Annotated in this window: 16 protein-coding genes; 1 reads left to right on the top strand and 15 read right to left on the bottom strand. The window is 39.0% G+C overall.

Annotated features, from left to right (window positions below; all coding sequences use genetic code 11):
- Window positions 1-76 precede the first annotated feature (76 nt).
- The 11 genes from LEP1GSC194_RS08610 to LEP1GSC194_RS08555 all read right to left on the bottom strand — a co-directional run bounded on the left by LEP1GSC194_RS08610 (window position 77) and on the right by LEP1GSC194_RS08555 (window position 7,899).
- Entirely contained in the window at window positions 77-1,102 is a 1,026-nt protein-coding gene (locus tag LEP1GSC194_RS08610) for an IS630 family transposase (protein ID WP_017809893.1), read from the bottom strand.
- 179 nt (window positions 1,103-1,281) lie between these two features.
- Window positions 1,282-1,998, bottom strand: coding sequence for a hypothetical protein (locus tag LEP1GSC194_RS08605; protein ID WP_232424454.1), 717 nt, complete (start codon window positions 1,996-1,998; stop codon window positions 1,282-1,284).
- Between the two features lie 1,001 nt (window positions 1,999-2,999).
- Window positions 3,000-3,782 (bottom strand): DNA-methyltransferase, encoded by a 783-nt coding sequence (locus LEP1GSC194_RS08595; protein ID WP_020773278.1) that lies wholly within the window; start codon window positions 3,780-3,782, stop codon window positions 3,000-3,002.
- Complete coding sequence (locus LEP1GSC194_RS22965) at window positions 3,782-4,159, bottom strand: hypothetical protein (RefSeq protein WP_020773198.1); 378 nt, start codon at window positions 4,157-4,159, stop codon at window positions 3,782-3,784. The genes LEP1GSC194_RS08595 and LEP1GSC194_RS22965 overlap by 1 nt, the downstream gene beginning before the upstream one ends.
- Window positions 4,159-4,437, bottom strand: a complete 279-nt coding sequence (locus LEP1GSC194_RS08585; RefSeq protein ID WP_020773271.1) for a hypothetical protein — start codon at window positions 4,435-4,437, stop codon at window positions 4,159-4,161. Before LEP1GSC194_RS08585 ends, LEP1GSC194_RS22965 begins: the two co-directional genes overlap by 1 nt.
- Window positions 4,438-4,516: 79 nt before the next feature.
- A complete protein-coding gene (locus LEP1GSC194_RS08580; RefSeq protein WP_020773350.1) occupies window positions 4,517-4,855 on the bottom strand; it encodes a hypothetical protein in 339 nt (112 codons plus the stop codon).
- Window positions 4,856-4,861: 6 nt separating this feature from the next.
- Window positions 4,862-5,533: a hypothetical protein gene (locus tag LEP1GSC194_RS08575; RefSeq protein WP_020773277.1), complete on the bottom strand. Its 672-nt coding sequence runs from the start codon at window positions 5,531-5,533 to the stop codon at window positions 4,862-4,864.
- Window positions 5,534-5,558: 25 nt separating this feature from the next.
- Window positions 5,559-6,113: a hypothetical protein gene (locus LEP1GSC194_RS08570; protein WP_020773225.1), complete on the bottom strand. Its 555-nt coding sequence runs from the start codon at window positions 6,111-6,113 to the stop codon at window positions 5,559-5,561.
- Complete coding sequence (locus LEP1GSC194_RS08565; RefSeq protein ID WP_036041880.1) at window positions 6,113-7,054, bottom strand: hypothetical protein; 942 nt, start codon at window positions 7,052-7,054, stop codon at window positions 6,113-6,115. The genes LEP1GSC194_RS08570 and LEP1GSC194_RS08565 overlap by 1 nt, the downstream gene beginning before the upstream one ends.
- A 68-nt stretch (window positions 7,055-7,122) precedes the next feature.
- On the bottom strand, window positions 7,123-7,587 hold the full coding sequence (locus LEP1GSC194_RS08560; protein ID WP_020773265.1) for a hypothetical protein: 465 nt from the start codon (window positions 7,585-7,587) through the stop codon (window positions 7,123-7,125).
- Between the two features lie 6 nt (window positions 7,588-7,593).
- Window positions 7,594-7,899, bottom strand: coding sequence for a hypothetical protein (locus LEP1GSC194_RS08555; protein WP_020773191.1), 306 nt, complete (start codon window positions 7,897-7,899; stop codon window positions 7,594-7,596).
- A 145-nt stretch (window positions 7,900-8,044) separates the two neighbouring features.
- Between LEP1GSC194_RS08555 and LEP1GSC194_RS08550 the strand changes: the two genes are divergently transcribed.
- On the top strand, window positions 8,045-9,658 hold the full coding sequence (locus LEP1GSC194_RS08550; RefSeq protein WP_036041878.1) for a phage portal protein: 1,614 nt from the start codon (window positions 8,045-8,047) through the stop codon (window positions 9,656-9,658).
- On the opposite strand, the gene LEP1GSC194_RS08545 is transcribed toward LEP1GSC194_RS08550, so the two are convergent.
- The 4 genes from LEP1GSC194_RS08545 to LEP1GSC194_RS08530 are packed head-to-tail and all read right to left on the bottom strand — an operon-like array spanning window position 9,655 to window position 14,063.
- On the bottom strand, window positions 9,655-10,806 hold the full coding sequence (locus LEP1GSC194_RS08545; RefSeq protein WP_020773327.1) for a hypothetical protein: 1,152 nt from the start codon (window positions 10,804-10,806) through the stop codon (window positions 9,655-9,657). The genes LEP1GSC194_RS08550 and LEP1GSC194_RS08545 overlap by 4 nt on opposite strands.
- 4 nt (window positions 10,807-10,810) lie before the next feature.
- A complete protein-coding gene (locus tag LEP1GSC194_RS08540) occupies window positions 10,811-12,172 on the bottom strand; it encodes a hypothetical protein (protein ID WP_020773262.1) in 1,362 nt (453 codons plus the stop codon).
- A complete protein-coding gene (locus tag LEP1GSC194_RS08535; protein WP_020773300.1) occupies window positions 12,169-13,674 on the bottom strand; it encodes a hypothetical protein in 1,506 nt (501 codons plus the stop codon). The genes LEP1GSC194_RS08540 and LEP1GSC194_RS08535 overlap by 4 nt, the downstream gene beginning before the upstream one ends.
- Window positions 13,674-14,063 (bottom strand): hypothetical protein, encoded by a 390-nt coding sequence (locus tag LEP1GSC194_RS08530; protein WP_020773282.1) that lies wholly within the window; start codon window positions 14,061-14,063, stop codon window positions 13,674-13,676. Before LEP1GSC194_RS08530 ends, LEP1GSC194_RS08535 begins: the two co-directional genes overlap by 1 nt.
- Window positions 14,064-14,088 lie beyond the last annotated feature (25 nt).

Raw genomic sequence — 14,088 nt, 5'->3', positions numbered from 1 at the left:
AGTAATACTAAATAAGAGTCAATAAAAAAGATCCCAAAATTGGGCTATAACAAGGTGTAGTTAACCCACTTACTACTCAGTCGTATAAATAGGATACCGATTTAAACAAAAAGAATGAACGCACGAGTTTAGCATTAGCTTTAATAGATTGAAGACATGCTTGAACAACATATAAAATAGTATCATTGGAACCCAAGAATCGTTTAGGTAGAAGATTTGTCTTTAAATGATTCCAGACAAACTCATCTGGATTTAAGTCAGGAGAATATCCAGGAAGAAAATAAAATTCTAATTTACCATTGAGAAGTTTTAAGTATTCTTTCACTTCTTTTGCCTTGTGAGTGGGGTGGCCATCCAAAATGAGAAAGACTTTCTTTTTTCTATACTTCATGAAGTCTTTTAACAGTTCTACGAACTTAGATCCCGTAAACTTTCCAGTGTAAGTTTGATACCAAAATGCACCGGAAATATTCACAGCCGAGATCGCATTTACTTTACTACGAACTCCAGTATCTTTTAAAATGACCTTATCTCCTTTTCGACCCCAAGTCCTTCCAACCGTAGAATCTGAGCGAATTCCCGTTTCATCTGTAAAATAGATCTCTGCCCCGGTTTTCTTCGCATTTTTGCGGATCAAAGGATACGTTACTTCCATCCATTCTTTGACTGCTTGAGGATCTCTTTGGTAGGCTACTTTTAACGGCTTTTGCGGGGTTATATTCAAACTATGTAATAGATTACCTACCGCCGTTAAACCGATTTTAATTCCAAACTCTTTCATAATCAGTTCTGATACCAATTTTCGAGTCCACAAACCCGAGCTCAATGACCATTGTCGAGGATCTTTACCGACAATCATTCTACTTAATCTTTGTTTCTGTTTGGCGTTCAGTAAAGGGGCTTTACCTTTCGCCTTACCGGGAATCAGGCCTTTTTCTCCATCTTCCTTGTATTTTTTCAACCATACAAAGATTGTTTTTCTTCCTAACTTTAAACTTTCCGATACTGCTTTTGGCGATTCTCCTTCCAATACTCGTTGGACTCCAAGACGTCGAAGTTTCTCTTGTCCTTTTCTTCCTATTTTCCTTGCATCTATATCCATTAAGACATTATTTAATTCTCATTTATTCTGGGTTCCATTTTTATACGTCCGAGTAGTAAAGACACGCGAAGTCAAATAAACCCAAAAACTTGGTAAATAGAAATCTTCTTTTAAAATCCATTGATTTAAGTTTTGGATTTCGGTATTTTGAAATTGTTGAATCGATTCAAGTAAAGACATTAGTTTTTAAAGAACAACATTGGTACAGTTGATTTATCTTGAAAATTTAAAGTTACACCGATTTTCAAAGCGGTTCCAATTAAAGTATAGTCGCCATTATATTTTCGAGAGAGTTCATTTCGAGTTGTAGACATATTAAAATGTGCAGTCATCATTCCTGGATCATTTCTTAAATAAATTTCAATGCCGAAAGTCGTATTTTGAACTTGGTTTAATAATTCTTCGTAATTAGAAATTGAATTCTTAAAAAATTCCAACGGTATAGTACCTTTTTTTGCAATTAGGACTTCTTTCTCATATACTGCGAGAATAATTCCTTTTTCATGAAGTCCGCCACTGGTATTGAAATTTGGAGAATTGGTTAGTATTAATTCTTTTCCATTGGAACTAATATTAAATAAGCCAACTGATTTTCCTATATCGTTTAAGGAATAAGACTGATTTTTCCAACACATTTCTAGAGATAATTTTGCATCCGTTAAATTGTTGTCCTTTAAAAAGTATGAAGTCATATAGTTATGATAATAATCGTGAATTTTATCTAATTCAGAGTTCAAATGTTCGATTTTTTTATTTAACTTCGATATTGAATCTTGATATGAATGTTTAATTTTGTCACCGGTTACCGAATCAAGAAATAGATTCTTTTCTTGATATTTATTTTTATTGTTCTCATTAAAAATTTTGAACCGAAAAGAAACGTTATCAGAAATCAAATTGGGTATTGTATAAATAAGAGTATAAATCGATGCGGTCCCGGTAGCTTTCCAAATTGTGAAATCATAATCAGTAAGTGAAATTCGAAACTTTTCATAGCTATAACTTTCAAAGAACAGAATATAAAAGATATCCCAATTCCACATTAAAAAGGAAATCGTGAAAGAGAAGTAAAATGGGCTTCCAACTCGTTCGTTTAAGGAGGACTTCATTTGATCCCAGAGGGACTTCTCGACAGTTTCATTTATCTCAGTATTCATTGAACCGAGTACAAAAATGAATAAGGATAAAGTTACTACAACGAAAAAATAATATACTAATCTACTTTTTTAAAATAAAAAAGCGATAACCCCGAAAGCTAACCTACAAAATCCCCAGAGTGCGGTGTACAAAAGAATCAATTGAAAGATCTGGAAATGGGTCATGAAAGTTTAAACTAGCGTTTCATTTTAAAATCCGCTCAGGCAAAGATACCTTGCGATTTTAATTTCTTCGTATTCGAGATTCTAGTTTTAATAAGATCAAAATAGATATTATTTTGATCGATGCCGATGAAAATACGATTGGATTTCGGTAGATAACATTCAAAAAATACTCGACAACAATCTTGAATATTATAATTAACTATACACTTACCCGCATTATTGCGGGTAAGTAACTACAACTAAATAAACACGGTCCTTCGAACGTAAGTCACTTTGGAGGGCCGTGTCCTTTACAGGAATATAATGTAATCTAAGTTCTTTGGGAGGAGGTTTAAATCTCTTTAATACTTGCCTAGTAACGATTCAATTAAAATCGGATAAAAACAAAGCAGACTTTAATCTTGGATCAAGTAAAACAAAAAATCAATCTCTCCAAAAACATAAAGCGATAATCCCGAAAACTAACCCACAAAGTCCCCAGACTACAAGACTCCAGAACGCGGTATACATAAGGATCAGTTCAAAGATTTGGAAATTGGTCATGAAAGATTAACCTGACGTTTCATTATTAAATCTTAAGAAACGAATAGATTTTGCGATTTCAATTTCTTCGCGTTCGAGATTCTAGTTTTAGCAAGATCAAAATAAATTTTCTCTTTTTCGATGCCGATAAAATTGCGATCGGACTCAACACACGCAACGCCGGTCGTTCCCGCCCCCATGCAGTTATCAAGAACCAAATCACCGACGTTCGAGTAGGATTGAACTAGAAATTTCATAAGAGAAACCGGCTTTTGAGTCGGGTGCATCCCTTTTGCGAACTCACTTGGAAAACAAAGAACGGAATCCGGATACCTTAAACCCTCATCTAAGTACTGATAATTCTCCGATTTCGGACCACTTACTTTGAAAACGTTGATTCCTGCCTTAGAAGATTTTCCCTTTTTTTGAAATTTAGGATCAATCCTAAATTTTTGAGGGTTGTATGTTGGAAGCCTTTTGTAAAAAATTAAAATGTTTTCGTGCGACTTGTTTGGCATTTTTTTAGCGTTTAAAAAACCGGAGGGTTTTGATTTGTACCAAACGAGTTCGTAACGAAAGAGTTTTTGATTGCTGCAAATGAGTCTAGTCGTCAAGGGCTGACAAGACGTTAAAATAATAGCTCCGTTGTCTTTGATGATTCTTTCGTATTCTTTCCAAAGTAGATCTAAAGGAAGAATTTTATCCCAGAAACAATCGGTCGTACCATACGGAAGATCCGACAAAATCAGATCAACCGATTTGTCTGGAATCTTTGGAAGAACGTTAAAGCAATCGTCGTAAAAAAGTTTCGTATTCAAATGTTGTGTATAAGACATTAAAGAGAAATACCGATCAAAAGACCTATACACACAGAAATTAGGACCGTAGACAAAGTCTTCTTTAGGGATTGAAAAAAGGACGGGGAATAAACTCTTTCCTCTAGATCCCGACAAAAAAACGGAGACCAACAGATTCTTTTTTTACGACGAATATACTCCCCTTCCCTTGCCTCCGAAAGGATTGTAATCGAAGCATTGGAAGATTCGATTTTTTCCCACTTTGCATGAAGTTTTTCCAAACACAAAAACCAAGAAGAGCCGACATACTCGGAACAACCCGAAGACCTTGAAGGCAAGGAGTTAGGAGTCGAATTTTGAATAGAAGCGCAGTTAAAGGTAAGAAAAAAACAAAAAAGAAAAACGAAACGCTTCATCATTTTACTTTCTCTTTGTTTTTAGGAAACGCACCGTCGCAAGTTTTTTGAACGTCTACAGGAGTTTTTTTTGCGTAACAAAGAAAACGGCTTCTGTCAATGGAGTAGTCAACGGGAGCTATATTTTCAGAAGTAACGCTGTCGGTATCGGACAAACGAATCTGAATGTTGTTTACTTTGATAAACGTAACGAGTAAAAGAAGAATGAACACCAAAGAAATCACAAAGGACTTGTGAGAAAAAAAATAGATTTTAAGATTAGAAATATGTTTGTTCAAAATATGAATCCTTTTTAAAAAAATTAAGAAAAGATTACATTTGACGTATGTTTAGAATATGAAAGAAATCTAATTGAGTTTACCCGCTTCCTCCTTTTGCCTTGGAGATAAAATCCCCAACAGCTTTTAAAATTTCACCGGTTTTAAACCAAGACATTAGAATAATTCCGGAGGTAAGAAAAAGGCCGCAGACGCTCACTCCCCCGAACCCTTCCGAAATTTTAGCCTCCGGAAAGGATTTTAGGGTATAGAGTCCGATAAACAAAAAGAAAAGACCGAGAAAAAACGCCTGGTTCGTGATACGAAAAAAGTTTTTTTCAACGACTACGCACTTTTCTAATCTTTCTTCCAGACCTTTTGCTTCTACCGAATCCGGATGGAGTTTTAAGATTTCTTTTGCTTTAATTTTCTTTTGCAAAGTGATTTACCTTAAAAGAATATCTTTCACAGAGTCTTGATTTAGAACCGCGTAACAAAAACCCGGGAAGTTTGGATTTTTCTTTTTTGCACTAAGCTCCGCGCCTTTAAAAACAGAAATAAGCTCTATCCACTCCGAATCCTTCCAAGTCGCTTTAGTAACCGTACAGCCAAGAGAGGAAACTCCCACGTAATTTTTTAGAGTTCCTTGAGCGTGAATATTTAAACCCACACAGTCAAAATAAATCGGGTCCAGTTCGTTCCAGATATGATCCCCATTTTCGTCCCGACGAAAATAAAAAGGAGAACCTTGAACGATTGCAACGTGACCGCGATGGTTCCCAAGTTTAACGAGATAGACGCCTTCCTCGGTTCTGGATTCACCGTTTTTGATGCCGTATTTTAAAAGCGTTTCTTTAGAAACCTTTCCCGGATCGAGAGTGACAACCCTACTCCCCCAGGATTTACCACCGGGATAGATATTAAAAAGCACGTCGTTAAACGAATCAAAGTCGTTGTCGTTTAAGGATACTTCGTTATTACAAACGCTGATACCTCGAACTCCGATTAAGATAAGAGAGGATTCAAAATCAAGTTTCGGTCCTTTATTTTTTTCTAAGGAAAGGAACTTAGACTTAGTTTTTTCGATTAGAAGAGGTATGAAAGTTTCGTATTTCATACCTTGGATAATAAAGAATAAAAGGTTATCGGAAAAAATTTCTATTTTTTCCAGAAAAAAGAGAGTAATCGTTAAGATACAGTTCGATCCTACCCGAATCCGAATGAGCCCGGTGTTTTTTTAGGTCTAAAAAAAGATTAACGGCGTCGTCTGAATTAGCCGGGAATTTAATAACGACTCGAATGCCGTTAAACGCCGCAACGTAGTCCACAAAATTACGAATTGCGAGACTCGCACTTTGAGAGATATTACAAAAATGAGCGAGTTCGATTTTAATCGATTCCAGATTTCTATCTTTGGCTTTTTTGTAGAGGGAAACTAAATCCGTAAATAAAACCTCGCTTACCGCCACACTCAAATTATTTTTTAAAAAAATATCAAGACGAGTAATTTCACCGAAAAAATGAAAATAAGGACTTGAAACGGTATACAAAGGTTTGGAGTTAGAAGAACGGATATCTTTGATTTTTTTTAAAAACCAAAAAATAAACTGTCCTAAGAATATTACAAAACTCGCAATATAACCTGCAATGTGTTGAAATTCATTTTCAAAAAATTTAAAATTAAAAAACTCATCCATTAGCCCAAAGCTCCAAAAGAAATTCCGGTATAACGGATTTTACTTTTTTTCCACCACTCGTTTAGTTCGTTGGTAAATTGTTTGATTCGCGCTCCAAAAAATGCGTTTTCAGCGGACATTGTAGTTCCAATAGATTCCGAAATAACGCCTAAGGAAGTAGAATAATTGGCAACCCCTCCGATGATTCCTTCTCCGTAGGAAGATAAAAGACATATCGAAAAATACTTTAGAATTTGACTTTTAAGTTCACTCGGAACTCGTGTTGCGTGGTCGTATCCGGTCGTGTAATCGACTTGATAGGCACCGGGTAAGTTGGTGGAATTTTGGTCCAAAGCCCTGTAGCCTTGAATTCCGATTTGAGAAATGCCGGTATTACCAAAAGGAATCCTAGAATAGACCGCGCGCAAGATTCCGGTTTTGTATTGAATCGTTGCGCGGTTTGTAAGATCTAAAACCGTATTCCCGCTCCAGGGAAGAGTTAAGACCCACTTGTGAAGACAGCAAAGGTTCTTTCTTCTTAGTTTTAAAAAGAAGTTCGAATTTTTAGAAACGTCGTAGTCATAGCTATCGTCCCACTCCGCATAATCTTCGATCCTTCCGGTTCGAGGTTCTAAATCAAATCTTCCGCTTTGACCGACAAGTGGCCGGGACCGAAAAAGTCTAGGGTAAATATCCCAATCGATTTCAGAAGCGAATGCGCGAACGGTTTGGTCGCACCAATTTTTTAACTGGAAGTCCTCTAACTGAGAGCCTCTCGTAGTCAGAAGTGGTTCGTTCCCGTAGAACATAATACGACGAAGCTCGTCCGGATGAATAAGAGTACCCCAACCGGGAAGTATCTCTCCTTTTTTTTCAAGCTCCGGATAGATACGGGCGGAAAGATCATGATACTCATAGTCTTCGGACTGTTTGTTTAAGTCCCCGCCAAAACCGTAAGTCAAAGAAAACTTTTTGGAATACAAGAATTGATGAATAAAAATTTCATTTTTTTAATATACATTAAAAAAGTTTAATCGGAAAAGAGTTTGGATTTAGCGAATTCTAAGTGCTCTAAACTTAAACTGTAGATTTTGCCGGAGGTAAGTTCGCAAACTACGGTTTTGCCGTCGTGTGCGATTTCTTTGACTTTTGCAAGCATACCACCCACATTCACTTTTCCTTTTGCATACACACGCATAATCATACCGGGTTTCGGAATCTTAGGACCGCTTCCGTACGTTTTTCTTTGTTCTTTTGCTTCCGATTCGAATTGTAAATGTCTTTGTGTCATTTCCTCGATTAAGGTTTTTTCTTTTTCGGAAAGGTTTTTGGAATAGGAAATTTTATTTCTCTCATGACGCGCTTGTTCCACTTTTTTTTCACGGGGAGTAAGGGTATCACTACCCGTCTTCGTATTACGAAACGCCATGTAGTCGCCCGCTTTACCGTGGACGAGCACTTTCTTTTTTACTAAGGAGTTAGAGTTTTTAAACATAATCTTTTAGTGGGAGGAAAGACTGCTATCCGTCCAAAAGCCGGAAACTTCGGTTACACCCGAAAAGGAAGCTTCACACGCACAAATTGGACGAAAAAACTGAATGTCTCCGTTTCCAGACCTTATGTAGTTTTGAAGATTTGCGTCTGCGTTATTTCCTTTGACGAATATCTTCCACGCGCCGTTTGCGTATATACCGGTAACGTAATAGAGCCGATCGGGTGAATTTAAAACCGCATTCCCCGGTAGAGTAAACTGATTTTGAAATTCAAGACGGCTAAAGTCTTGAAGAGTAATCGATTTTTTAGGCATAAAGAAAAGATAACAAAGAAAGAAAATATCGGAAAAATTAAGTTAAATTTTAAAAGTACAAACCTTGGTAAAAAGGGGTTTTTCCGGCGGAAAAACCCGGAAAAACCTCCTTCCGATATTTACGTTTTAAACTAAATTCTTGATTGTGAATTTAAAAAACGGCCGCCCTCGAGGAAACGATTACGAGAAAAATTTAGCCAAACGACAAAGGCTTGTAAACTCAAACGAAAACGTAGTAAAACCTGAAAAAATAAACCAACACCTACTTACTTTAGCAAAATCATTTTTTAATCAGATAAATTCGGAAAAACTCGCGGGAAGAAATCCGGTATATACCTACGACCAAATAAATCAAATCAGAGACGGCGTACAACTTCGGCCCACTTGGAGAATCCCTTTTACCCAGCTAAGAAACGCAAGTTACACGACATCGATCATATCGGCGATACACACCGTAAGAGTCGAGGAACTAAGTCGGTTTGCACGAATTAGTAAAAAAACCGGACTTTGGTTTCGGACTGAAAACGAAGACGACGAAGTGGACGAAGAAATCCTTTCTAAGATGAAATCGTGCGGTAGGTTTTTTGAAAAAATGGGGGATTTAACCCCCGGTTGGGCCAATAGAGACCATCTAGGGTCCGTCTTTGAGATGATGCTAAGGGATACTCTCACGATCGACAGTATCGCCTTTTTTCTAATATACAATTCTTTTAATAAACTCATTGAAATCAGATACCTAGATCCGGCAACGATTTTTCCCGTAGACAGAAACAAGGGTTATCGTAGCGACAAAAGTATCGCATTTGTACAGATTATAGACGACAACGTAGTCGAAACTTTCTCAGAAAACGAAATTCTGTGGTTTCACAAAAATCATATCTCGGACGTATCCCTTCGGGGATTCGGATTTTCACCGCTCGAAGCGTGTATTTTGGATTTAATCGGAGTAATCAGATCCCTTAAATTCAATCGGGATACTTTTTCAAGACTACACCCACAAGGGTTCATGAGTTTTCAGGGAGACGCTACGCAAGAAGTAATCGAGTCGTTACAACTACAGTGGCAGGAAATGGTTTCGGGCCTTGACGACTCTCACGGAATCCCCATCATCGGAACTTCCGCCGGGGAAGTAAGATGGACTCCTCTTAATATTCCAAACGATATGCTCTTCAAGGAACTCATGCAATGGTGCGTTTCTTTCGTACTAATGGGCCACGGAATGGATCAGTCCGAACTTGGGCTTAGACTCACCGGTTCCCAGGCTACTTTTTCGGAAGGCAATCAGGTTGGAAAAAGTAAACTCTCGATGAACCGAGCGAGTCTTTCTCTTTTAACCTACTTCGAAGCCTCATTTAACAGGATACGGGAATTTAGAGAAGATGATTTCGCGGGAATCGTATGCGATTTCACAGGAAAAAATCCGGAAGATGAAAAAGACAAACTTTCCAAATTAAAAGACGAGGTTTCAAACTGGAAACTAATCGACGAAATCCGAATTGCACAAGATGAACCTACAATCGCGGAAACCCTGGCCGATCTCTACGGTGTCAGCGAGGAAGAATATAAAATGGCCGGAGCGGTAATTTTAAATCCGATTTTTCAACAGAATTTTCAAATGATGCAGCAATCAAACCAACAGCTCGAATCAAAAGATCCTGAAACGGAATATTCCGATTCGGGATATTCGGAGGATTTAGAGAACGACGATGGATTTGACTTTGAAGAAGAGGAAGAAAAGGATGCGGATCTTGTTTTTTAGAGATTGAGTTTTACCAAATTGTTACAAGTAATTCCACCCATACTTTGAAAATTACCGTTTAACCACCAAGTATTGTCTAAAAAGGAAAAACCTTTGGATACCTTGGAAGTAAGATTCCCGACTCCAGACGGAGGATACCAAGGTAGAACTTGCATTGTAACCGCATCCAAACAGGCAATCGAAAGCCTAGTTTCACCGCCTACCGAAGAAAAAAAACCGGCAAAGTGGAGTTGGTTATTTTTACTTGCAAAAGTCATAATATTAGGTTTGACCGCGTCTCCGCCGAGGTTTGTGGGATAAAGGTCGAGTAACGTACCCGTATTTGCGTTTAACGCCGCAAATCCGAGCCGTCCTTGACCTGAAATTACACCAAATGCCCCTCCGATAAAAAGAGTGTTCCCGATTTGTACCATGTCTTTTACATGAGGGGAAGCCCCGGCTCCCGCGGGTGGACTTGTGGGTCCCCAAGTGCCAATGACGCTTCCAGTACTTGCGTCAAAAGCCGCGATTTTTTCCCGACCGACCCCGCCGATTTGAGTAAAACTTCCCCCTATATACACCTTGTTTGTATCCGAAGAAAGTAAAAGCCTGTAACCTTCACCGCCTAAAACTCCTCCGTTTGGGTACCAAGACAAAACACCGGCCGTAGTAACATCAAGGGCCGCGATTCCGTTTCTTGAAACTCCTCCGATACTTGTAAAATTCCCGCAAAGGTAAAGTGAATTGTTTTTAACGCAAAAGTCGTTAACCGTCAAAGAACCTCCTGCAATTCCACCGTTTGGATACCAGGGTAGTACGTTTGCGTTACTAAGATCGAGTGCGGCGATTCCGTTACGCGCCACTCCGTTTACGGATGTGAAACTACCTCCGATAACGAGCATACTTCCGACAACGATCATCGCGGTTACAGTTCCGTTTGCACCTTGTAGTCCTTGAAAAAGAGGAAGTATTTCTCCACTGTTTGAGTCCAACGCCGCGATTTTGTTTCTTGAAACTCCCCCTATACTTGTAAATGCACCTGCAATAAATATTTTATTTCCACTCAATGCCATAGCATATACGGCCCAATTGGCCTCGCTTACCGGAAAACCCGAATCTACGATCGGTTTTGTTTTTGGTATTTGAAAATGGGCGAACGGTAAAAACATTCGCTTAACCCATATTCAAAATACAGGAGGAATAAATAGAACCTCCGACTTTTATAAAAGAATAAAAGTCTTTTCTTCCTGAAGCTAAGGTCGGTGTCGGAATACTCGCACCCGCCCAAAGAAACGTTCCTCCAGACCAGGTAATTGTATACGAGGAACCCGTAGATTCCAGAACGACATTTACAACTTCGTTTTCAGTCATATTTGAAAACGTGATCGTAGCGTTTCCCCCGGTGATTCGAAACAGATTCGAGGCTGAACAGTCGAGTGTCTTACTTCCCGCAGAAAGAAGACTTGTAAGAGGAGAAGATTGACGAACAAAATCGGATAATGTCTTCATTCCTGGAAGAGAAAAAAGACTACCGATTGACGCAGGTTTAAATCCGCCTTGCGAGTTTGAATCAAAGATTAGAATCTCATTATTAAGTCCGGGGGAAACCGAAATAAAATTTCCTGAAGAGTCCCGTGTTACAAGTTGACCCTTGGAAATTAATGTTTTTTCGAATACGTGGGAGAGATCGGATTCGGATTTTGTACCAAGAAACGATCCTTGAATGCCTACAAAGGAATTGCCGGAGGTTAAAACCGAACCTAAATTTGTAATGGTCATTGTGGAGCTATCTCCCCCTTGAATACAACCGGCCTCAACATTACAAGATCCTGATATTCCAAATATCTGAATGGATCTGTTTCCTAATGAAAAAACGGTTCTTCCGTTTCCGACTATTTTAGAGTTTTTTAAAAAAACCGACAAAGAACCCGAAAAAAAATCCATTCCTGTTTCCGTTCCGGTATATTCGAGAACGGAATCAGAAAGGGAAAGTGAAGTTGATCCTCCGTTATCAAAAAAATGAGAAGAAAAGTTTAGTTTTAATCCTTGAACATCTATCGGCCACGCACTCACTAAAAATCCGGAGGCAAAGTTAATAGCAGTAGGAATTTGCTTTTTATACCTAGAAAGTAAAATACATTCCGAAAAATCAATATTCTCCGGAGGGATTGAGATACCTTGAAGGGAATCGTCGAATTGTAAAAATTTAAGACCTTTTTTTGAGACAAATGCGGAGCGAAAAGTTACCCAAGTGGAATATACATTTTCGTTTGGAGAAACCTCGCCCGGTCTAAAGACAAATACATTTGTGGATAATGGAACCGGCGGTCTTTGGTTGGATAAAAGGAATCCGTCGGACCCAAGAGTTGCAACGCCTAAAGGCACGCCTTTTTCGGTAAAGTTTATTTTTGTTAAAATTTGGGTTTGAAGTAAGGAAAGAGCGGTATTTCTTGCGACAATCTCATTTAAAATTTTAGAATCCACATACTCACGGATTTGATTGTCCTTTAAAAAATCGTTTTTAAAAGATTTCATTTGTATTCAACCACGATACGAACATTCCGGTTATAAAATGTAGAGCTTCCCGTAAACTGAATTGTAACGTATCCTTGATTGTCGAAATACCCGGCGGCTGTAGTTCCCGAAGGCGGAAGAAAATACCATTTACCCGCGTTATCCGAAACGCATGCAAAAACGGCGAGGATGGAATTGGAAAGACCGGTGTTGATAATACATTGACCGCTTCCGTTTGTCGTTCCTTCGAAAAATGCGTTCTTTTTCATCGTTCCTTGAGGCGCAAAATTACCTCCGAAAAGAAAAACACCTATTTGTGAAATCAGTTGAAAGATCGCTATATTTTGGGCTTCGATATATTCTTTAACCGATCTTGCAGAAGGCGCGATGCTTACTTCTTCAAACGTCGGAGTGTTAGTTAAAAATCCGTTTGTCGTAGCAAGATTGGAAGTTGCGGGTGTTCCTAAAAAATACCAACTCCTTCTTTCTAAAGAGTAGATAAGTTCAAACGAACCTCCGTCTAAATCAAGCTGCCAGTCCTCTTCTAAGTTTTCGATTTTTTCACCGTTTCGAAGGAGTGTGATCGGATTCGTGCCTGCTAAATTAGAAACGTCTAATATTGCGACTACGATATTGTCGTTTGGATTTTGCGGTAAAAAAACAGGGAACCCCCCGCTTGTTACGTCGCAAAGAACCCGTTCGTATTTGGTGGCGGTATAGGGGGAAGATTTAACGGATGAGTTCTTTAAAGAACCGAAATTTGTTCTCCAGCTTCCGTCTCCCGACAAAAACTTTTCTCTGTCTAAAACTTGTGGTGCCGGAACGAGTCCCTTGTTTCCGTTTGAAAGCTCAGTTGCTCCTAAAAATACGTTATCGAGTGCGAGCGTCCCCGAGATATCCGGTAAAAGATATTCTCTACTTTGAGAAGCATCCGACTTCAAAACACTTACCGTTTCTTCGGAAAGGATTTCAATTCCCGGGTTATTTGAATCCGTACTGAGTCCCGGATATCCGCCGGGTAAATTTTTTTCGGACCTAAGTTCGTACTGTGGATGGTCGTTTGCAGATAACCCGATGAGTTGAGAATGAAGAGAATTACGGGCTGTCGTTTTTAGCCATCTTCCGGGACTTTGCACGTTTAAATCGTTTGGAAGAATTGTGCGTAAAGGATCGACTGGATCGGGAACATTGGCAAAAGACTCTGAATCGAATTGGTAGAGGGTAAGTTCGTCTTCAACTTCCCTGATTTGTTTGTCCCTTCTTTCTTGTACTGGAATTCTACGAAGTTCCTCCAGGTTTTGAACGGGTGTATTCCAATTTGCGAGTACTTCGTTTCTTACCCAATCTAGATTTACCGCGTCGTCTCCTTGTAGCGGGCTTGCAACTTTTAGGTGCGTAAGTCCTGAGTCGTCCGGAAGACGTACTTCAAATCCGGAAGGTGTCGCTTTTAAACTCGGTCCTTTTTTTCCGAAACTAACTTGGGTTGCGATCCCTTTCAGTAGGAAATGAAATACGCCATTCATTATCCTAGATATACTTCCACGAGTATTTGATTCGTGTCATACGTAGTTGCGACTCTTAGAGAATTAAGTCCGCCGCTCCAGGTCATAAAGCCTTGAGGAAGAGGATGGTCTTGTGCGGACCCGTTTAGTCGAACTACAATCGGTGCGGGGTCTCCTTTTTTTACGCCGATTGCGGTGTCGTCTGCAAGGTATGTGCCAAGGATCAATACGTATTTAAACGCAATTCCGGAAGGAATCGGAATCGCGACCAAATTGTCCGATTGTTTAAACGCTTTGGTTAGTTTTTGAGGTTGTTGTACTTGAAACTCTGCGGCAAACTCCTCTACTTCTCTTTCAATCGAGACGCCGTTTCTTTGGAATAATTGAAATAGTACTCGGTGGATTTCCATTTCGAAAGATTAAAACGAAATTAAA

This window comes from Leptospira alstonii serovar Sichuan str. 79601, assembly GCF_000347175.1.
GTDB classification, from domain to species: domain Bacteria; phylum Spirochaetota; class Leptospiria; order Leptospirales; family Leptospiraceae; genus Leptospira; species Leptospira alstonii.
This window is presented reverse-complemented; position numbering and strand designations above follow the sequence as displayed.

Coding starts and splice junctions, on each gene's coding strand:
- LEP1GSC194_RS08535 (WP_020773300.1), bottom strand. CDS start 13,674: ATGAATGGCGTATTTCATTTCCTACTGAAAGGGATCGCAACCCAAGTT.
- LEP1GSC194_RS08595 (WP_020773278.1), bottom strand. CDS start 3,782: ATGTCTTATACACAACATTTGAATACGAAACTTTTTTACGACGATTGC.
- LEP1GSC194_RS08555 (WP_020773191.1), bottom strand. CDS start 7,899: ATGCCTAAAAAATCGATTACTCTTCAAGACTTTAGCCGTCTTGAATTT.
- LEP1GSC194_RS08610 (WP_017809893.1), bottom strand. CDS start 1,102: ATGGATATAGATGCAAGGAAAATAGGAAGAAAAGGACAAGAGAAACTT.
- LEP1GSC194_RS08560 (WP_020773265.1), bottom strand. CDS start 7,587: ATGTTTAAAAACTCTAACTCCTTAGTAAAAAAGAAAGTGCTCGTCCAC.
- LEP1GSC194_RS08575 (WP_020773277.1), bottom strand. CDS start 5,533: ATGAAATACGAAACTTTCATACCTCTTCTAATCGAAAAAACTAAGTCT.
- LEP1GSC194_RS08540 (WP_020773262.1), bottom strand. CDS start 12,172: ATGAAATCTTTTAAAAACGATTTTTTAAAGGACAATCAAATCCGTGAG.
- LEP1GSC194_RS22965 (WP_020773198.1), bottom strand. CDS start 4,159: ATGAAGCGTTTCGTTTTTCTTTTTTGTTTTTTTCTTACCTTTAACTGC.
- LEP1GSC194_RS08545 (WP_020773327.1), bottom strand. CDS start 10,806: ATGTTTTTACCGTTCGCCCATTTTCAAATACCAAAAACAAAACCGATC.
- LEP1GSC194_RS08570 (WP_020773225.1), bottom strand. CDS start 6,113: ATGGATGAGTTTTTTAATTTTAAATTTTTTGAAAATGAATTTCAACAC.
- LEP1GSC194_RS08530 (WP_020773282.1), bottom strand. CDS start 14,063: ATGGAAATCCACCGAGTACTATTTCAATTATTCCAAAGAAACGGCGTC.